This window comes from Serratia sp. JSRIV004 (assembly GCF_019968705.1).
Taxonomy (GTDB): Bacteria; Pseudomonadota; Gammaproteobacteria; order Enterobacterales; family Enterobacteriaceae; genus Chania; species Chania fonticola_B.
The window spans coordinates 4,353,848-4,374,034 of the sequence record NZ_CP074140.1 but is presented as its reverse complement, the minus strand read 5'-3'; the positions used below and the strand labels follow the sequence as shown (position 1 = coordinate 4,374,034).

Here is a 20,187-nt window from a genome sequence, read left to right as displayed (position 1 = left end):
CAAACAACCTTATTATTCACCAGAGATGGGGAAATCTACTGTAATGCGCACGCCGCCTAAAGGCGAGTGTTGTGCGCGGATCTCGCCGCCATGTGCCTCCACAATGTTCTGACAGATGGAGAGCCCCAGCCCCGAACCGCCGCTGGCGCGGTTACGCGATCCTTCAGTGCGATAAAAGCGTTCGAAGATGAGAGCCAACTGCTCGTCATTCACTCCTGGGGCGCTGTCCTGCCAGTAAATCCGCACCATTCCCGGCAGGCGTTCGATACCAATCTCCAGCCGACCACCGGCATCGGTATAGCGTTGGCTGTTTTCCAACAGGTTGTTGAATAACTGGAGCAGTCGGTCAGGATCGCCAAACAGTGGCATCTGTTCCGGTAGATAGGTGACGATTTCCAACTGTTTGGCATGAAAACGTTCACGGAAGGCCGCCACTGCGATCTGCACCAGATGTACACAATCTACCGGCAATTTACGGTAGGCGAGGGCGCCGAGATCGGAGAGTGACAGCTGGTGCAGATCGTCCACCAATTTGGTGAGGGTTGAGACTTCCGCCTGTAGCGAACTGAGCGAAGCCGGTGTGGGTTGGCGAACGCCGTCTTGCAGCGCCTCTAACTCACCACGCAGTACCGCCAGTGGGGTACGCAGCTCGTGGGAAACATCCGCCATTAGCGCTCGCCGCATCTGTTCGTTCTTTTCTAACGAAGTGGCAAGCTGGTTAAAATCCTGTGCCAGCCGACCCAGCTCATCTTGGCTGCTGACCGCCACCCGAGCGCTGAAATCACCCGCCGCTAGCCGATGGGTACCAGCAACCAGGCGTTTAACCGGTGCCAGCAGGCCGCGCGACATCAGCCAAGTGACTGCCGCCGCCAACAAGGTAGATAGCCCAACGATCATCCAGCTGGTGCGCTTCTGTTGGCGATCGAAGTTGATGTCCGCATTGCGCGTCAGTTTTTCCGGTGGAGTAGCCACTACCCAACCGACGATCTGATTGTTGTAATGAATCGGGTGTCGGGTGCTTTCTTTCGGGATCGGGCCGGAATGGCCTACCAACCGGTTATATTGACTGTCCACCACCCAGAATTGGGTGCGCCAGCCCTTGGGGGGCAGATTGTGGCTACTGTCGCTGTTCTGCTCAAACGAACGCATAATCTGATACACCACCTGATCGTTGTTACGCAGAAATTCCCAGTTGCCGTGGCGGCGATACTGATCTTCCAACGCGTCACCGAGCATGCTGATGCGCTGCTCATTGCTGTGCTTGATGTAATCGATAAAACCCCGTTCAAAGCTGACGCGTACGCCCCAGTGCATGGTGATCAACACCAACATGCAGGTGGCGAAGATCGCCATGAACAGCTTGCCGGTTATGCCAATTCTCATTGTTTCCTCGTGGAGCCGGTGCCCGGCTCTTTGGTCAACGTGCGGTTGGGGGCGATGTCGGTCGGTACGCGGGCGAAAGCCAGCGCCGGTAGGGCAATAATCAGCGCCATGCAGCCATAGCTGTAGATAAAGGCGTTGTGGATAGCCGGGCTATCGGCCACCACCTGATGATGCGCGAAGCTGCCAATCAGGATCCCGGCAATGCTGACGCCCAGGCTCATGGATAGCTGCATCACCATAGACAGTAGGCTGTTGCCGCTGCTGGCGAGCCGATCGGGCAGATCTTTCAGCGTCAGGGTATTCATGGCGGAAAAACGCAGGGAGTTAACCATGCCTTGGAAGAAGAGTATCACCGGCAGCAGATAAACCCAGCCCAGTATCGCCACCAGCGGAAAACTCAGGGTAACCAGCGCCAGCATCAGGGTGGCGGCCACCAGTACATTGCGATAACCGAAGCGGTTAACCACCTGCACCACGATGCGCTTCATGCCCATGCTGCCGATGATCATCGGGATCATCATCAACCCAGCGTGGAACGGGGAAAACCCCATACCCACTTGCAAAAACAACGGGGTCATAAAGGGCAACATCCCGCTGCCGATCCGCCCCAACAGGCTGCCGGTTAGCCCGATGCGGTAGGTTGCCGTCTTGAATAGTCGTAGTGAGAACAGCGCCCGGCTGTTACCTCGGGCATGCAACCAGTAGCCAGCCAGCGCAGCGCAACCCATAACCACCAGCCCGGCGATGGTGGCAGAGGAAAGCCCCATGCCTTTATGCCCGTCGAGCGCCAGCGTCAGCGTCGCCATGCCAATTGCCAACATGATAAAGCCGCTGATATCGAAACGCCGGGTCTGCATGGTGTAATTGGGCATCAGCAGCGCGGTGGCAATCGCTCCGGCGATCCCCACGGGAATGTTGATCAGGAAGATCCAGTGCCAACTGGCGTATTGCACCAGAAAGCCCCCCAAGGCGGGTCCCATCAGCGGGCCGATCTGGCCGGGCAGGGTGACGAAGGTCATCGCCGCCATATACTGTTCACGCGGGACGATTTTCATCACCGTCAGCCTGCCGACCGGCACCATCATCGCGCCGCCGATGCCCTGTATCACGCGGGAGGCCACCAGCTCATTCAGGGTTTCCGAACGGGCGCACAGGATCGACCCAAGCGTGAACAGCACGATGGCGCTGAAGAACACCCGTTTGACACCTACCCGATCCGCCAGCCATCCGCTGGCAGGTAGCATCACTGCGACCGTCAGCACATAGGAAACAATCACCGACTGCATGCGCAGCGGGTTTTCCCCCAGGCTGGCTGCCATGGAGGGCAGCGCGGTATTGACGATGGTGGTATCCAGCGTCTGCATAAAGAAGCCGAAAGCCACGATCCACAGCTGCCATCGCACCGAGGTGGACCCTGGTGGGGCGCTGGGTTTGATGTTCATCTCATAGGCCCTTATCTCCCGCGTTGCTGCCGATCAGTGAGGCAGCGGCGTCAGTTTTTTACCGCGACAGAACTTCATCTGCAAGCGGTCAAAGTACAGATAGATCACCGGCGTGGTATACAGCGTCAACAATTGGCTCATCAGCAGCCCCCCGGCGATGGTGATCCCCAGCGGCTGCCTCAGCTCAGCCCCGTCCCCGCTGGTCAGAACCAGCGGCAAGGCGCCAAACAGGGCCGCCAACGTCGTCATCATGATGGGGCGAAAACGCAGTAAGCAGGCCTGGAAGATGGCCTCACGGGCGCTGATCCCGCCGTTGCGTTGCGCATCCAGGGCAAAGTCGACCATCATGATGGCGTTCTTTTTAACGATACCAATCAACAGCATAATCCCGATTAGCGCAATCAGGCTAAACGGCGCGTCAAACAGTTCCAGTGCCAGCAATGCCCCGACTCCGGCAGAAGGTAGCGTGGACAGTATGGTCAGCGGATGGATATAGCTCTCATACAAAATACCTAGCACGATATATACCGTGGCGATGGCCGCCGCGATCAGGAACAGCTGTGATTTCAGCGTTTCCTGAAACACCTGTGCGGTACCGGCAAACGAGCCTCGCACGGTGGAGGGAACTCCCAGCTGCGTCATGGTCCGTTCGATGGCTGCCGTCGCCTCGGACAGGCTGCCACCGTCTGGCAGGTTGAACGAGATGGTAGAGGCTGCCGACAGCCCCTGATGGTTCACCGCCAGCGGTGCGTTGGCTGGCCGCCATTGGGCAAAGTAAGACAGCGGGATCGGCTGGCCGCTGCTGTTGATCACAAACATTTTGTCCAGCGAGCTCACGTCCTGGGTATAGGGCGGAGCTACCTCCATCACCACTTTGTATTGGTTCAGCGGCTGATAGATGGTGGAAATCTGGCGTTGTCCGAAAGCGTTGTTGAGCAGGTTGTTGGCGTCGTTGACCGAAATGCCCAGCCGCGACATGGTTTCGCGATCGTAGGTCAGATCCATTTCCGAGCCTTTGTCCTGCTGATCGGAGTTGACGTCCGCCAGCTCCGGCAACGCTGCCAGTGCGGTGCGGATCTTCGGTTCCCATTCGCGTAGTGCGCCAAGATCGTCGGCAAGCAGCGTGTATTGGTAACTGGCGTTGGCCTGCCGCCCACCAACGCGAATGTCTTGTACAGCCATCAGGAACAGGCTGGCCCCCGGCTCTTTCGCCAGTTTGGCACGCAGGCGGGCGATCACCTTCTGAGCATCATCGGTGCGTTCCGACAGCGGTTTGAGGGAGATAAACATCGAGCCGCTATTGGTGCGCGAACCGCCGGTGAAACCGGTGACGTTATCCACGTCCTTGTCTTCCCGCACGATCTTCATAAACTCTTGCAGCTTACCGCGCATTGCCTGAAACGAAATGCTCTGGTCGGCCTGGATAAAGCCCATCAGGCGGCCGGTATCCTGCTCGGGGAAGAAGGTTTTTGGAATACTGATGTACAGCCAGACGTTAAGGGCAATCGTAGCCAGGAACACTGCCATTACCCAGCGGGAATGGCCTAATACCCAGTTGAGTGAGCGGCCATAGCCCTGCTGCAAACCCAGCAACATGCGGCCAAAACCCCGAATACGACGCTGTTCGCGCGGTGGCTGGTAGCGCAGCAGATAGGCGCACATCATTGGCGTCAGCGTCAGTGAAATCAGTAACGAAAGCCCGATCGACACCGAAAGCGTCACGGCAAATTCACGGAACAGCCTGCCTGGCAAGCCGGCCATAAACAGCAAGGGAATAAACACCGCCACCAGCGATACGCTCATGGAAAGCACGGTGAAACCGACTTCACGTACCCCTTGCAGGGCAGCTTTGATCGGTTTCATCCCGGCCTCGACGTGGCGCGAAATGTTTTCCAGCACCACGATGGCGTCATCCACCACAAAACCGGTGGCGATGGTGAGGGCCATCAGCGACAAGTTGTTCAGGCTGAAGCCGCACAGGTACATGGCGGCGAAGGAACCGATCAGGGAAACCGGTACGGCCACTGCCGGGATCAGCGTTGCGCGGCCAGAGCGCAGGAAGATGAAGACCACCAGGATCACCAGCCCGATGGCGATCACCAGTGATTGCTCTACTTCGGCCAGTGAGGCACGGATCGTCGGTGAGCGATCCTGGGCAATACTCAGTTCGATCGAGGCGGGGATGTTCTCCCGCAACGCGGGCAACTCGGCGCGGATACGATCCACGGTTTGAATGATATTGGCACCGGGAGCACGGCTAATGGTGAGAATGATGGCCGGTTTGGCGTTGGTCATCCCGGCGTTGCGTACGTCCTGGACCGAATCGATGACGTTGGCCACGTCGCTCAGCCGTACCGCCGCGCCGTTGTTATAGTGAATCACCAACGGCTGGTAGGCCGCCGCAGTTTTCAATTCGTCGTTGGCCTGGATCTGCCAGCGCTGCTGTGGGTCATCCACCGCGCCTTGCGGGCGGCGTACGTTGGCGTTGGCGATGGTTTGCCTTACCGCATCCAGTGAAATCCCCTGGTTGAATAAGGCACCGGGATTAAGCTCCACGCGTACCGCAGGTAAGGAACTGCCGCCGACCGAGACATCGCCTACGCCTTCCGTCTGGGCAATCTTTTGCGCCAGCTGCGTTGACGCGAAGTCATACAGCTGCCCTTGGTTGTAGGTATCCGAAGTCAGCGTCAGGATCATGATTGGCGCGTCGGACGGGTTGATCTTGCGATAGGTGGGTCGGCTTGGCATCCCGGTAGGCAATAAGCTTTGGGCGGCATTAATCGCAGCCTGTACGTCACGTGCAGCCCCGTTGATATCGCGATCGAGATCGAACTGCAGGATCACCCTGGTGCTGCCAAGTGAACTCGTCGAGGTCATTTCATTCACCCCGGCGATCCGGCCCAGGGCCCGTTCCAGCGGTGTAGCTACCGAGGAGGCCATGGTTTCCGGATCGGCGCCAGGTAACGAAGCGCTCACCAGAATGACGGGGAAATCCACCTGCGGCAGCGGCGATACCGGCAGCAGCCGAAAGCCAATCACCCCGGCGATGGTGATCGCCAGCGTCAACAGCGTTGTGGCAACCGGCCGGTAGATAAACAGGGCAAAGAATTTCACGGCAGCTCCTGCGGTTCTGGCTGGCGGTGGGTATTGCGAGCCAATTTATCAAACAGCAGGTAAATCACCGGCGTGGTGAACAGCGTCAGGATCTGGCTCATCACCAGACCACCGACCATACAGACGCCCAGCGGGCGGCGCAGTTCGGCCCCGACGCCGGTACTCAGCATCAGCGGCAATGCCCCCAGCAGCGCGGCCAGCGTGGTCATCAGGATCGGGCGAAAACGCAGCAGGCAGGCCTGATAGATGGCGTCGTACGGCGTCATCCCTTGCTCACGCTCGGCAGCCAATGCAAAGTCGATCATCATGATGGCGTTCTTTTTCACGATGCCGATCAGCAAGATGATGCCGATAATGGCGATCACATCCAGCTCATGGCCGGAGAGCATCAGTGCCAGCAGGGCCCCGACACCGGCGGTGGGCAGGGTCGAAAGAATGGTCACCGGGTGGATAAAGCTCTCATACAGCACGCCCAACACAATATACATCGCGACCACCGCCGCCAGGATCAGCCACAGCGTGCTGCCAAGGGCAGCCTGAAATGCCAACGTGGCCCCCTGGAACTGGGTGGTGATGTCTTTGGGCATGTTGAGATCTTTCTCAGCCTGAGTAATGGCCTCTACCGCTTCCCCGAGCGAGTAATTACCGGCCACGTTAAACGACACGGTGGCCGACGGGAACTGATCGAGATGGTTGATCGACAGCGGGCCAAAGCGCTCCTCTATTTTGGCGATGGTGCTTAATGGCACGATGGTGCCGTTGCTGCTGATCAGGCGGATATCGTTTAACGCTGAAAGCCCTGGTGTGCTGGAGACATCATGCTCCAGTACCACCCGATATTGGTTTGCCTGGGTGTAAATGGTTGAGATCAGGCGCTGGCCGAAGGCGTTATACAGCGCGCTGTCGACATCGCTCATGGTGATGCCAAGGCGCGAGGCCGAGTCTCGGTCGACATTCACATAGGCCACCAGCCCCTGATCCTGCCAGTTGCTGGTCACTTCGGCCAGTTGCGGGGCCTGCTGCAATTCGGCCATCAACTTCGGCACCCACAGGCTGAGGTCATCCAATGACATCGCCTGAAGGGTGAACTGGTACTGCGTGCGGCTCACCTGGGTGTCGATGGTCAGATCCTGCACCGGTTGCAGATACAGCTTCAAGCCGGGGAACTGCGCCGTCTGTTGCTGCAGGCGGGTAATGATCGCCGGGATGCGATCGCTACGTTCGCTCAGCGGTTTAAGGTTGATCTGCAAACGGCCGCTGTTGAGCGTGGCGTTGCTGCCGTCCACGCCAACAAAGGACGTCAGGCTTTCTACCGCCGGATCCTTGAGAATTTCGGCAGCAACCTGCTGCTGGCGCTCGGCCATGTTACTGAATGAAACGCTCTGTGGCGCTTCCAGCGTACCCTGAATAATGCCGTTATCCTGCACCGGGAAGAAGCCTTTTGGCATCAGCAGATACAGCAACACGGTCAGCGCCATGGTGCCGAAGACGACGCCTAACGTCAGCCACTGATGGTTCAGCACCACTTTCAGCCACACGCCGTATTGGGCGATCACCCGGTCAAAGAAACGCTCGCAAGCACGAGAGAAACGGTTTTGCTTACGCAGCGATTCGTGGCTAAGCATCCGGGCGCACATCATCGGCGTCAGCGTCAGCGAAACCAGCGCGGAAATCAGGATCGCCACTGCCAGCGTCACCGCAAACTCTCGGAACAGACGGCCAACGATATCGCCCATAAACAGCAGTGGGATCAGCACCGCTACCAGCGAGAAGGTCAGCGAGATAATGGTAAAGCCGATCTCTCCTGCCCCTTTCAGCGCCGCGTCGAGCGGTTTTTCACCTTTTTCGATATAGCGCGAGATATTCTCGATCACCACGATGGCGTCATCCACCACAAAGCCGGTGGCGATGGTCAGCGCCATCAGCGTCAGGTTGTTGATGGAGAAGTCGAGGAAATACATGACGGCAAAGGTGCCCACCAGGGAAAGCGGCACCGCCACGCTCGGGATAATGGTGGCGGGAACGTTACGCAGGAAGACGTAGATCACCATGATGACCAGGGCGATCGCCAGCAGCAGCTCAAACTGTACGTCACTGACCGAGGCCCGGATGGTGGTGGTGCGGTCGGTCAGCACCTTCACATCTACCGATTTTGGCAGGCTTTTGATCAGCTCTGGCAGCATCTCGCGAATACTGTCGGCGGTGGTGATCACGTTGGCACCCGGCTGGCGCTGAATATTCAGCACGATGGCCTGTTCTTTATTGGCCCATGCCGCCAGGCGGTTGTTCTCTGCGCCTTGCTCAATGGTGGCGATATCTTGCAGGCGGATGGCTGCTCCGTTCTGATAGGCGATAATCAGCTGACGGTAATCCTCAGCGGTTTTCATCTGATCGTTGGCAGAGAGCGTGACCGAACGCGTCGGGCCGTCCAGGCTACCTTTGGCCGAGTTGACGTTGGCGTTACTGATGGCGGTGCGAATGGTTTCGCTATCCAGCCCATAGGCGGCGACCGCCGTAGCATTGAGTTTCACCCGTACGGCCGGGCGCTGGCCGCCGGAAATGGTGACCAGACCGACCCCGGTAACCTGCGAAATCTTTTGCGCCACCCGGGTTTCCACCATGTCTTCTACCTGGGTCATCGGCATGGCGGTCGAGGTGACGGCCAGCGTCAGGATCGGTGGATCGGCAGGGTTAACCTTGCTGTAAATCGGCGGGTAGGGCAGATCGCTGGGCAGCAGGTTGGTGGCGGCATTGATGGCCGCCTGCACTTCCTGCTCGGCAACGTCCAGCGGCAGTTCAAGCTGGAATTGCAGGGTGATCACCGAGGCGCCACCGGAGCTCTGCGAGGCCATCTGCTTAAGGCCGGACATCTGGCCAAACTGGCGCTCCAACGGCGCGGTGATCGCCGAGGTGACCACATCCGGGCTGGCGCCAGGGTAGAGTGTGACGATCTGGATGGTTGGGTAATCCACTTCCGGCAGGGCGGAAACCGGCAGCGAGCGATAGCCAATAATCCCGGCCAGCATGATAGCCAGCATAAACAGCGTGGTGGCTACCGGGCGAAGAATAAACAGGCGGGAAGGCCCACCTCCGCTATGTGGGGACATCGACTGCATCAGGAGTTCCCCTGAGGTTTAGCGCGGTGCTTCGGTTGTTCTGCATTCGGGGTGGCCGTCGATGTATGAGGGGCCACCACTTCAACCTGCATGCCTTCGGTCAGGCGGTCGATCCCGTCGGTGACGACGCGGTCGCCCGCATTGACCCCGGCACTAATGACCACCTGCTGGCTATCCTGAATACCGGCGGTCACCAGATGTTTGCTGACCTTATTGTCTGCGCTCAGCAGCCAGACGAAGTTACCTTCGTTGCCCATTTGCAGCGCGGCGGTGGGGATCACCACCGCATTTTGCAGGGTGGCAACCTTCAGCCGGGCGTTAACGAACTGATTCGGGAACAGCGCATCGTCCTGATTGTCGAAGCGAGCCTTCAGTTTGATGGTACCCGTCGCGGTATCGATCTGGTTATCCAGGCTCAATAACTCACCGGTGGTTAACAACTGCTGGTTGGTGCGGTCCCATGCCTCGACGCTCACGGGGCCAGCTTTCTGTGCTTTGACCAGATCGGCGATATTGCTCTCCGGTAGGGTAAAGACTACATCGATCGGATGCGTTTGGGTGATCACCACGATGCCGGTAGTGCTGCCGCTGGCGATGTAATTGCCCACGTCAACCAGCTTAAGGCCCACGCGGCCATTAATCGGTGCGGTGATCTTACTGTAGGTTATTTGCAGTTTGGCGCTGTCCACCGCCCCTTGATCGGCCTTGATAGCCCCTTCGGTCTGGCGAACCAATGACTCCTGGGTATCCAGCTCCTGGCGCGATACCAGATTGGTTTTTGCCAACTGTTGGTAACGGGCGAGGTCGCGTTTGGCATTGGCCAGCGTCGCCTGATCTTTGGCTAACTGCCCCAGAGCCTGAGTTAATTGCACTTCGTAAGGGCGCGGGTCGATCTCAACCAGCAGGTCTCCCGCCTTGACCTGTTGGCCTTCGGTAAAGTGTATCGCCATCAATTGACCATCGACGCGGCTGGTGACGGTCACGGTGTTGGCCGCGGTGGCGGTGCCCAATCCCGAGAGGAAACGCGGCACGCTCTGCACTGTGGCGGTGGCGGCCTGCACTGGAGACATGGGAGCCCCTCGTCTACCACCGGCTCTGCCTGCGGCTCCTGCTGGGCCTGAACCTGCCTGCTGCGCACCCGGCGCTGCACCGGTAGCCTGTGGCGCGCTAAAGTGACGCCAGATCAGAATGGCGGCAAGCACCACGATACCTATGGCTAGCAGGCGCAAGAGCAGTGAGCGGCGTTTGGGTTTTGTATTCATGGCGTTGGGCATTCTCTCCAGAGACAGTCGTGCGGGCAATCAGTTGCCAAAAGTGATACTCCTTACAGGATACTAGTTTAGCGAGCCGTCACGGTGTAAAAATGAAGGAAATATGGAGGAAGCGTCAGGTTTATCGGCGGAGAATGTCTATTTTACCAAAACCACGCTTAGCTAGACATTTTCTGACATATAACCGATTCGTTTTAGCGTTCCAGCCGTTTTCGCGCTAATAATTTAGGGCGAATATTTCCTTTTCCCTCAGGAGCCACATCATGAGCAAGAAACCGTTGGGCCGTTCCGGCATTCAGGTCCCGCAACTGACCTTTGGCGGCAACGTGTTTGGTTGGACTGCAGACGAGGCCACGTCTTTCAGCCTGTTGGATGCGCTGGTAGCCAATCAGTTGAATTTTATTGATACCGCCGACGTTTATTCGAGCTGGGCGCCGGGCAACCAAGGTGGCGAGTCAGAAACGGTGATTGGTAACTGGCTGAAGAAAAGCGGCAAGCGCGACCAGGTGATCATCGCTACCAAGGTGGGAAAACCGATGGGCGAGGGCAAACAAGGCTTGTCGCCACGCTATATTCGTCAGGCCGTAGAGGCTTCGTTGCGCCGCCTGCAAACCGATTATATCGATCTTTATCAGTCCCATGATGATGACCAGGACACTCCGCTGGCAGAAACTCTGTCTGCATTTGATGAATTGATCAAAGCCGGGAAAGTGCGTGCTATTGGCGCTTCCAACTATCAGGCAGACCGGCTGGTGGAAGCACTGAAAGTCAGCGAGCAAAACGGACTGGCGCGCTATGAAACCCTGCAGCCGGAATATAATCTGTATGCCCGTGAAGGTTATGAGCAGGCGCTGGAAGCGGTGGCGCAGCAACAGGGGCTGGGGGTGATCAACTTCTTCTCACTGGCCAGTGGTTTCCTCACCGGCAAATATCGTAGCGCACAGGACGTGGGTAAGAGCCAGCGCGGAGATACCATTGTGTCGCGTTATCTGAACCCGCGCGGTTTCCGCATTCTGGCAGCCCTCGATCTGCTGGCAGAGAAGCACCAGACTACACCCGCACAGATCTCGTTGGCTTGGCTGATTGCTCGCCCAAGCATCACCGCGCCCATCGTCAGCGCCACCTCGTTAACCCAGTTGGATGAGTTGGTGAGTGCCACTCGGCTCCAATTGGCCGCCGAGGATATCAAGGCGCTGGATGAGGCAAGTGCCTGGTAAGGCCCATAACATCAATTATTATTCAATGAGTTATTATCACCATTACTTGTTTGGCGACAGCTTACGATACAACACATGCTTGCGTAGTGGATGGCCCAGAGGTAAACGGGGATGCTCGAAGGTTTCACCGCTGAAGGTCATCCCGATGCGCTCCATCACCCGGCGGGAAGGGAGATTAATTTCAGCGGTAAAGGACACCACCTCTGGCAGTTGCAGCCTATTGAAAGCGATATCCAGTGCGCAACGTGCCGCTTCGCTGGCATAGCCTTGGCCCCAATGCTCCTTCGCCAACCGCCAGCCAATTTCCACGCAGGGCGAGCAGGGCAGATCGTCGCCAGGAATGGCTAGCCCGACAAAGCCGATAAAGGCAGCCTGATGCTTCACCTCGACGGCCCATAGCCCCCAGCCGTGTTGTTGCATAAATTGGCGGATACGATTGGCCTGGGCGTCGCTTTCAGCTCTGCTTAGCGTTGCCGGGAAGTATTTCATCACCTCAGGAGCGCTATTGAGCGCGGCAAAGGCGGGCAGATCGCTATCTTGCCAACCGCGCAGCAGCAATCTAGGTGTTTCACCAGTGATGATAGCCATAATGCTCCATTGTCAGGGGCGTTAGCCGCCCCTGCGTTAATCAACGAAACAGCGTCTGCGCCCAGCGTGCCAACCCGGCGGTGACCGAGCCAAAATCGTTGCCACCGACGATCGGGATCCCCGGCAACTGCTGTTGCAGTGCAGTTCTCAGCAGTGGTGAGCGCGCGCTACCACCGGTCAGGTAAATGACCTGCGGCTTACTTTGGCTGGTAGCCAGAGCGGCGCTAACCTGTTCCTGGATACGTAGCAGAGGTTGGGCAATGGCATCGGCCAACTGCTCCTGGCTGATCGTTTCTGCCAGCTCCGGCTGCACAAAATCCAGTTGAGCGCTGATGCTTGCCTGACCCGATAGCGCGATTTTACTCTCTTCCGCCGCACGTACCAGCCGATAGCTCAGGCGCTGCTGATGGACTTTCAACAGACGTTTCACCTTCTCGGGTTCGGCAGCGTCGCGGATCAGATCGCGCAGCATACGGCCATTGGCCGTGCTGTAGAAATCGATTTGGGCCGGGACGTCGTTGGTCGCTACCGCGTTCCAGTAAGGCAATGCAGGCATGGCAATGCCTTTCTCGGTTTCACCGCCCATACCGAACAGCGGCATCAGCTGTTTGAACGCCAGCATGATATCCAGATCGTTACCGCCTACGCGGCAACCGCTGTGCCCCAACAGGCTCTGTTGGCGATCGGCACGATCGCGCCATTGTGGCCCCATCAACAGCACCGAGCAGTCGGTGGTGCCGCCGCCGATATCGACCACCAGCACGGTTTTCTCTTCGCTTAGCGTCGCTTCAAAGTCCAGCCCGGCGGCAACCGGTTCGAACTGGAACTCGATCTCTTTGAAACCGGCCCGCTGTGCGGCGCGGTGCAAAATCCCCTGCGCCTGCTGGTTAGCCTCTTCACCGCCGGTGCCCTGGAAGTTGATCGGGCGGCCAATGACGGCCTGAGCGATGCTGGTTTGTAATACGCTTTCCGCCTGGCGCTTGATGTGGAACATCATGGCGCACACCAGATCTTCAAATAGCGCAATCTGCTGTGGCTTAAGGCCGTTAGCCCCGAGGAAGGATTTCGGCGAGCGGACAAAATACACTTCTTCCGGATCTTCGATGTAGTGGGCCAGCGCCTGCAGGCCGAACAGCACGCTGTCGCCGTTGACCGGAATATCTTCTTCGCGGTTGAAAGTGATGGCGCGGCGCAGCAGCTGCTGGTTTTCCTCGCTGCCGGTTGGCACCTGCCAGTGGCGATGCAGGCACTCACTCACCGCCTCACGCGTCGGTGCGCACAGCATCGAAGGGAGATACGGTTCGTTGTTTTCCAACGTCAGTAATTCAGGGCCCTGGTCGCGCATAACGGCGACAGAACAGTTGGCAGTGCCATAATCGAAGCCAATAAACATTTTTCGTTCCCCATGCCGATGAAGGGGGGCGACTTTACCCGAGACTGGTCTGCCGAGCAACGAGTGGGCCGCTAACTGGCGAAAAATTTAGCGGCAATCGCGGCGGCATGGTTAACTTGATGGCAGCGATATCAAACAGGTTAATGTCCGATTCCCGCACGTCAGCCACAGGTCCGAGCGCCATAATGAACAAAAAACTGACTCCGAGCGATGCCATGAAGAATCAACAACAGGCGCTGTATAGCGCGCTGAGTGCGCGTGACCGTAAGTTTGACGGACGATTTTTTGTCGGTGTCTCCTCCACCGGTATCTATTGCAGGCCGGTATGTAGTGCCCGCACGCCGAAAATCGAAAATTGTACCTTTTATCCCAGCGCCGCCGCCGCCGAACTGGCCGGTTTTCGCCCCTGCCTGAAATGCCGCCCCGAATTGGCTCCAGGGCTGGCGCTGATCGATCTGGGCAATCGCTATGCTCAGGTTGCGGTTCAGCTGATTGAGCAGGGCTATCTTTCAGAGCATAGCTGTGAACAGCTGGCTACCCGTCTGGGGATTTCCGATCGCCATCTGCGGCGCATTTTTGCCGAGCAGTTCGGCGCTTCCCCCATTGATTACGCCCAGTCGCACCGTCTGTTGCAGGCCAAACGGCTGCTGGCGGATACCGATTTGCCCCTGAGCGAGGTGGCGTTTGCCGCCGGGTTTGGCAGCCTGCGGCGTTTTAATGAGCTGTTTAAGGCCCGTTATCGCCTGATCCCTTCGGTATTGCGCAGCACTGCTGGCCGAAGTGAGCGGGCCGCCACCAGTGGACTGGTATTTCATCTGGGGTATCGGCCACCTTACGATTGGCCGCGTATGCTGGGATTCTTACAGACTCGTGCGGTCAGCGGCGTGGAAAGCGTTGCCGGTCAACAATACTGTCGTTCGATCGCGGTGGATCAGGGCGGCGTCGAATATTGCGGTTGGGTGAGCGTCCAGCCGGAAGAGGCGCGAAACCGGGTGCGGGTGGAAATTGCCCCATCGCTCAGCAGAGTGACGACCGAAGTCCTGCGGCGCATTCGCCAACTGTTCGATCTGGATGCCGCGCCGGACCGCATTTGCGAGGCGTTAGGTACGTTAGCGGCGAATGCGCCCGGCTTACGTTTGCCAGGCTGCGTCAACAGCTTTGAGCAGGCTACGCGTGCGGTGTTGGGGCAGTTGGTCAGCGTCAAGATGGCGGCTACCTTTGCCGGACGGATGGCCGAACGCTGGGGAACGGCGCTGGAGCAGCCGTATGGCGATATCACTCATGTTTTTCCGCAGGCGGTGCGGATCGCCCAGTTGCAACCGGAAGATCTGCGTCCATTGGGCGTACAGCTGAAGCGCGCGGCGGCGCTGATTGAAATTGCACGCAGGGTAACAGAAGGGCGTTTGCAGCTGGATAACGTGCTGGATATCGAACAGGGTATCAAGGAGTTAACTTCATTACCGGGGATAGGCAGTTGGACCGCCAGCTATATCGCGATGCGGGCCTGGTCATGGCCGGACGTTTTTCTGGCGGGGGACTATCTGATCAAACAGCGTTTCCCCGGCATGACGCCGCGCCAGATTGAGCGCTATGCCGAACGCTGGCGGCCTTGGCGTTCCTACGCCACCTTGCATCTGTGGCATAACGATCGTTGGGCTCCTTCAGTGAATACCGAAGTAGCCGCCGCTGAGTAACTCGCTCAGCGGTAGCTCCAGCGCAACGGTGTCACCGTCTACCAGATCGACCCCGATGGCTGTCAGCGCACTTAGCGTAACCTGTTGATGTGCAGGCCCGGCTAGAGTTTGAGTATTAATACGTTGCGCGGCACCATGGATCATCGACACCATCAGCTCATCCATTTGGTTACAGTGGACGTCGGTGATAAAACGCTCGTCGATGCGGATGTAATCGATAGTCTGGCCGTTTAATTGATTGAAGGCGTTCAGGTTGCGGCCAAAACCATTGACGATCAGCTTGCAGCCCATCTGCTGCAAACGGCGCATAAAGTCACCGCCGTCCTCTGGGTGATCGAGCACGATGGTCTCGTCCACCATCAGATACAGCGCGCTGGCTGGCAGCACTGAAGCCGCCAGTAACTCCAGCAAATAACTTTGAAAATCAATATCCAGCACGCTATCCGTGGCTAATGGCAGCGCAATGGCCAGCCCCTTGCGGTGTAGAGCCTCTGCGTGTCTTTCCAGTACCTGACTTACCAACCAGCGATCGACATCCGGCAGCAGGCCGTAGAGCTGGGCGGCGGCGAGGAAGGATTCAGCGGCTAGCAGGCGTTCGTCGGGTGGGGTAACGTACAGCTTTAGCTGATAGAAACAGACCGCCTGCGGCGTTTTAGGCGGCGAGGCTGCCCTGACGCGTAACAGCAATTGCTGATTATCGATAATATCTAGTACTTCCTGGCGCGTTAGCAGCTCATGCTGGCGCTCCATCTGCTGTTTTTGCCGAGCTTCATAAATATAAACCTGGCCGCGGCCATGGTGCTTGGCGGTATAACAGGCGATATCGGCCTGTGCCAATAGCTCGCTGCTCTTGCCGCTGGTGGCACCGATTTGCGTAATACCGGCACTGGCTCCGACATGATAAATCTTGCCCGCCCAGCAGAATGAGTGTTCGCCGATTTGCTCGATCATCTTTTGCATCAGTTGCTTGGCCTGTTCCAACGAACAGTCGAACAGGATCAGGCCAAATTCGTCGCCACCGAGCCGTGCCAGGCAGTCGCTGTTACGCAGCTGGCGTTGCATCAACTGGCCAATCTCCCTGAGCAAGGCATCGCCTGCTGCGTGTCCGGCGCTATCGTTAACCGCCTTGAACCTGTCGAGATCGAGGAACACCAGCGAGTGCTGTTGCTGGCTTTCGGCCGCGCTGGCAATGGCGCCCTTCAGCCGCTTTTCGAAGCTGGTACGGTTTTTCAGGTCGGTCAGTGCATCGTGTGAGGCGTTGTAGCTGAGCTTTTTCATCAGTTCTCGCGAGGCGCTGACATCCTGCAACACCATCACTGCCCCCATCACCTCGCCCTCGATGGTTTTCAGCGGCGATACCGATTCCTGGACGTCGAAGCGGCGGCCGTCGCGGCTATGCAGTACCAGCGCGTATTCTGCTGGCAGGGGAGGACCCTCTTGCAGGCAGTTTTTCACCGGATTTTCTATCTCTGGGCCATCCTTGCCGTCGGTCATCCGTACTACGCCGTTGATCGGCATACCGAGCGCCAACTCCAGCGGCCAACCGCACATTTGTTCAGCTACCGGGTTCATAAAGGTGATGCGCATTTCGCGGTCGGTGGAGATCACCCCTTCGCCGATGGCGTCCAGCGTAATGTGTAAACGTTCCTTCTCTTCGTGCAGCGCTTCGGCCAGCGATTTGATTTCCGTCATGTCGATATTGGTACCGATCATCCGCTTCGGCTCACCATGCTCATCGAAAATGGTATTACCCTGGGCGCGAATATGGCGTATTCCCCCCAACCGGGTCTTGATGCGGAACTCCATCACAAACGGCCGGTGCTGGTCGGTAAGCGTTGCCATTTGCCGCCCGATGCGTTCACGATCTTCCTCCAGCAGTAAAGAGTTCCATAGGGCCAGAGTGGGAGTTTGATCCGGCGTCAGTTCGTACAACTCGAACATCCTTTTGTCCCAGGTGAGCTTATCTCCGTTCAACATCCATTCCCACACGCCGATCCCGCCAGCCTGATTAGCTAGCGTTATTCGTTCCACCAGGCTGCGGTTCTCCGCTTCGGTGCGTTTTAGTTCGTTGATATCTTCTACTTGAGAAATAAAGTACAGCGGTTGGCCCTGCGGATCGCGCACCAGGGATACCGCCAGCAGTGTCCAGACGCTCTCACCGTCGCTACGAATATAGCGTTTTTCCATGGTGTAGCTGCTGATATGGCCATCAAGCAGGTCCTGTAACTGTGTCAGATCGGCATTTAAATCATCGGGATGGGTGATTTCTTGAAACGTCAGGCGGCGCAGGGTTTCTGCGGGATAGCGCAGCAGCTTGCACAGCGCCTGATTGACCTGTAACCATTTCCCTTCTGGTGAGACCAGCGCCATGCCGATGGCTGAATACTCCAACGCATTACGAAAACGCGTTTCACTTTCCACGATATGCTCTTTTTCCACCCGAAAAGCATGCATCACCATCGCCATGGCGTGGGCTGGGATCAGGATCAACATCAGTGGCAGGTAGATTGTCACATCGCTTAAAAACGCCCCGTTCTCTTGAAAATGTAACAGTCCGAGCGAGATCAACACCGTAATCATCAGGGTCGTGGTAAAACAGATGATAAAGGCTTCGAGCCGCGGCAGGCTGATCGCTGCCCACAGCAACGGCAGGATGATAAAGGTAAACGGGAAGGGTAGGTAGAGTAGCGCCAGATAGCTGAAGGTCAGTGTTCCCAGCAATACCAACAACAGTTCGAACAGGTTCAGCGTTCTTAACATTGAGCGGCGATAAACCAGCCCGATCGGCGCCAGAGCCAGTACGCCGATCGCCTCGGAAATAAACCAGATGCTGAAGGGTTGCCAAAAGGTTTCCCCAGGCGCGGGCGCTAGTGAGGCTGCCAGCAGTGCGCTGAACATGGGCATGAAGATCACGGCGCAGAACACAAATTTCAACCAGCTTGCCAAGCCGTTCAACGGGTCGTCTGGCTGCAGTATTCGCCGTAGCAGCAGGGTACAAACGGTGGCTTCCAGCAGGTTGATCAGCGTGAGTTTGACCGGGAACCAACTGAGGCCGAACAGCAGGAAACTGGCAAGACACATGCCGATCCCGCAGAGGATCAAGTGCAATGGCCAAGTACGCGGTGGCTGGTGGAACATCAGCATAATAACGGCGGCAGTCGGGAACCACAGCGGGGTAAAGTGGCTGGATTCTGCTGACAGCGTCAGGCACAGGTAGGCCAGCAGAAACACAATCAGTGCGCTCAGCAACGAGTGGGTGAACAAGACACCTTTAGCTTTGAGTGGGTGCTGCGTTGCGCTGAGATCCATCGGTAACCTTCACTTTGTGCTATCGACCACTAAACCCCGCCGCCATAGGGAAGTACAGCGGACGAGGAATACCTATCCAAGTATATACCCAACCTCTATCAAGACACACCGTTGCGATTCGGCACTTTCTCCGCAAGGGAAACCAGCGATTTGCTCTGGTCGAGCTAGCGGTGACACTGACTAAAGCAGAAATACGGTTGCCAGCCCCAGGAAGATAAAGAAGCCACCGGTATCGGTCAGGGCAGTGATCAGTACGCTGGAGCCCACGGCAGGATCGCGGCCCAGTTTGAGCATGGTCATCGGTATGATCACCCCCATCAGCGCGGCGACCAGCAGGTTCAGCATCATGGCCAGCGTCATCACGCCCCCCATCGCCAGGTCGCCATACAGCAGATAGGTGACCAGCCCCATGATGCCACCCCAGACGATCCCGTTGATGATGGCTACGCCCAGCTCTCTGAACAACAGGCGTGAAATATTGCCCTCTTCGATCTGATGCAGCGCCAGCGCGCGCACGATCATGGTAATGGTCTGGTTGCCGGTATTGCCGCCGATACCTGCGACGATAGGCATCAAGGCGGCCAGCGCCACCAATTGTGAAATGGTGTGTTCAAACAGGCCAATGACCCTGGAGGCGATAAAGGCGGTACAGAGGTTGATGGCCAGCCAGGCCCAACGGGTTTTCACTGCCTTGCTGACCGGGGCAAACACGTCTTCTTCCGGGCTTAACCCGCCCATGCGACGCAGAGTGGTGTCGCTTTCTTCGTTAACTACGTCAACGATCTCTTCGATGGTTAACCGCCCCATCAGTTTGCCTTTGGCATCGATCACCGGGGCGCTGATCAGGTCATAACGTTCGAACGCGCTGGCCGCCGCTTCGGCTTTGTCTTCCGGCTGGAAGGTGGTGGGATCGCTATCCATCACCTTAAACACCGGGGTTTGCGGATCGTTAAGCAGGATCGCGGTCAGCGGCAGCTCGCCTAACAGGGTATTTTTGCGGTCGGTGACGAACAGCTTATCGGTGGCGTCCGGGATGGTTTTGCGTTGACGCAGGAAGCGGTGTACGGCCCCCAAAGAGACATCAGGGCGTACCGAGACCAGTTCAAAGTCCATCATCCAGCCGACGGTATCCTTACCGTAATGGACCATCTCGCGCACCTGCTCACGCTGCTCTGGCTCCAGTGAGGTCAGCAGGCGGCCCATCAGGTTACGTGGCAGGTATTGCGCCAGATAGGCCTGTTCATCGACATCCAGGGTTTTGATCGCCTTGAGCAGGTCTTTATCGCTCATCTCTTCGATCAGGCTATCCCAGACGGGTTCGGCAACTTCTACCAGGGTTTGGCCGCGCTTGTTGTTATCCACCAGCCGCCACAGCGCCAGGCGTTCATCTTGTGGCAGCGCTTCTAGCAGGTCCGCCAGGTCAGCGGCGTGCATATCTTGCAGCAAGTGGGTGATTTCGGCGGTATGATTAAGCAGTTCGCCTTCGCTGAGTTGCTTTTCATCCCCTGAGCGGCCAAGAATGCCGTCAACCAAAGGGGTATTATTTAACAGTAGGCTTAGGATGCGCTGACGATACTCAGCGACTTTTTTGACGTTATGTGTTGCGGCGGACATGGAATTCCTTAACGCTGACTTGGCACACCGGGTTCCTTTTAGACTA

General features: G+C 57.5%; 11 protein-coding genes. 2 read left to right on the top strand and 9 right to left on the bottom strand.

The window, feature by feature from the left end; translation table 11 throughout:
- Window positions 1–12 precede the first annotated feature (12 nt).
- The 5 genes from baeS to KGP21_RS20835 are packed head-to-tail and all read right to left on the bottom strand — an operon-like array spanning window position 13 to window position 10,317.
- Complete coding sequence (baeS, locus tag KGP21_RS20855) at window positions 13–1,383, bottom strand: two-component system sensor histidine kinase BaeS (RefSeq protein WP_218519040.1); 1,371 nt, start codon at window positions 1,381–1,383, stop codon at window positions 13–15.
- Complete coding sequence (locus KGP21_RS20850; protein WP_021807140.1) at window positions 1,380–2,825, bottom strand: MFS transporter; 1,446 nt, start codon at window positions 2,823–2,825, stop codon at window positions 1,380–1,382. Before KGP21_RS20850 ends, baeS begins: the two co-directional genes overlap by 4 nt.
- 33 nt (window positions 2,826–2,858) lie before the next feature.
- Window positions 2,859–5,939: a multidrug efflux RND transporter permease subunit MdtC gene (mdtC, locus tag KGP21_RS20845; protein ID WP_223536179.1), complete on the bottom strand. Its 3,081-nt coding sequence runs from the start codon at window positions 5,937–5,939 to the stop codon at window positions 2,859–2,861.
- On the bottom strand, window positions 5,936–9,055 hold the full coding sequence (locus KGP21_RS20840) for an MdtB/MuxB family multidrug efflux RND transporter permease subunit (RefSeq protein ID WP_223536176.1): 3,120 nt from the start codon (window positions 9,053–9,055) through the stop codon (window positions 5,936–5,938). Before KGP21_RS20840 ends, mdtC begins: the two co-directional genes overlap by 4 nt.
- A complete protein-coding gene (locus KGP21_RS20835; RefSeq protein ID WP_223536174.1) occupies window positions 9,055–10,317 on the bottom strand; it encodes an MdtA/MuxA family multidrug efflux RND transporter periplasmic adaptor subunit in 1,263 nt (420 codons plus the stop codon). The genes KGP21_RS20840 and KGP21_RS20835 overlap by 1 nt, the downstream gene beginning before the upstream one ends.
- Before the next feature lie 272 nt (window positions 10,318–10,589).
- Here KGP21_RS20835 and KGP21_RS20830 point away from each other — a divergent pair, with 272 nt between their 5' ends.
- Window positions 10,590–11,543, top strand: a complete 954-nt coding sequence (locus KGP21_RS20830; RefSeq protein ID WP_021807136.1) for an aldo/keto reductase — start codon at window positions 10,590–10,592, stop codon at window positions 11,541–11,543.
- A 42-nt stretch (window positions 11,544–11,585) separates the two neighbouring features.
- On the opposite strand, the gene KGP21_RS20825 is transcribed toward KGP21_RS20830, so the two are convergent.
- Both KGP21_RS20825 and yegD read right to left on the bottom strand, forming a co-directional pair.
- Entirely contained in the window at window positions 11,586–12,131 is a 546-nt protein-coding gene (locus tag KGP21_RS20825) for a GNAT family N-acetyltransferase (protein ID WP_021807135.1), read from the bottom strand.
- A 40-nt stretch (window positions 12,132–12,171) separates the two neighbouring features.
- A complete protein-coding gene (gene yegD, locus KGP21_RS20820; RefSeq protein ID WP_094982764.1) occupies window positions 12,172–13,524 on the bottom strand; it encodes a molecular chaperone in 1,353 nt (450 codons plus the stop codon).
- 185 nt (window positions 13,525–13,709) lie between these two features.
- Here yegD and alkA point away from each other — a divergent pair, with 185 nt between their 5' ends.
- Entirely contained in the window at window positions 13,710–15,218 is a 1,509-nt protein-coding gene (alkA, locus tag KGP21_RS20815; RefSeq protein WP_223536171.1) for a DNA-3-methyladenine glycosylase 2, read from the top strand.
- Here the strand turns inward: alkA and KGP21_RS20810 are convergent.
- Both KGP21_RS20810 and mgtE read right to left on the bottom strand, forming a co-directional pair.
- Complete coding sequence (locus KGP21_RS20810) at window positions 15,186–18,527, bottom strand: diguanylate cyclase (RefSeq protein ID WP_223498185.1); 3,342 nt, start codon at window positions 18,525–18,527, stop codon at window positions 15,186–15,188. The two genes, alkA and KGP21_RS20810, sit on opposite strands and share 33 nt — an antisense overlap.
- Before the next feature lie 180 nt (window positions 18,528–18,707).
- Window positions 18,708–20,141 (bottom strand): magnesium transporter, encoded by a 1,434-nt coding sequence (gene mgtE / locus KGP21_RS20805; protein WP_021178779.1) that lies wholly within the window; start codon window positions 20,139–20,141, stop codon window positions 18,708–18,710.
- Between the last annotated feature and the right edge of the window lie 46 nt (window positions 20,142–20,187).

Coding starts and splice junctions, on each gene's coding strand:
- alkA (WP_223536171.1), top strand. CDS start 13,710: ATGAACAAAAAACTGACTCCGAGCGATGCCATGAAGAATCAACAACAG.
- KGP21_RS20835 (WP_223536174.1), bottom strand. CDS start 10,317: ATGAATACAAAACCCAAACGCCGCTCACTGCTCTTGCGCCTGCTAGCC.
- mgtE (WP_021178779.1), bottom strand. CDS start 20,141: ATGTCCGCCGCAACACATAACGTCAAAAAAGTCGCTGAGTATCGTCAG.
- KGP21_RS20830 (WP_021807136.1), top strand. CDS start 10,590: ATGAGCAAGAAACCGTTGGGCCGTTCCGGCATTCAGGTCCCGCAACTG.
- baeS (WP_218519040.1), bottom strand. CDS start 1,383: ATGAGAATTGGCATAACCGGCAAGCTGTTCATGGCGATCTTCGCCACC.
- yegD (WP_094982764.1), bottom strand. CDS start 13,524: ATGTTTATTGGCTTCGATTATGGCACTGCCAACTGTTCTGTCGCCGTT.
- KGP21_RS20850 (WP_021807140.1), bottom strand. CDS start 2,825: ATGAACATCAAACCCAGCGCCCCACCAGGGTCCACCTCGGTGCGATGG.
- KGP21_RS20840 (WP_223536176.1), bottom strand. CDS start 9,055: ATGCAGTCGATGTCCCCACATAGCGGAGGTGGGCCTTCCCGCCTGTTT.
- KGP21_RS20825 (WP_021807135.1), bottom strand. CDS start 12,131: ATGGCTATCATCACTGGTGAAACACCTAGATTGCTGCTGCGCGGTTGG.
- KGP21_RS20810 (WP_223498185.1), bottom strand. CDS start 18,527: ATGGATCTCAGCGCAACGCAGCACCCACTCAAAGCTAAAGGTGTCTTG.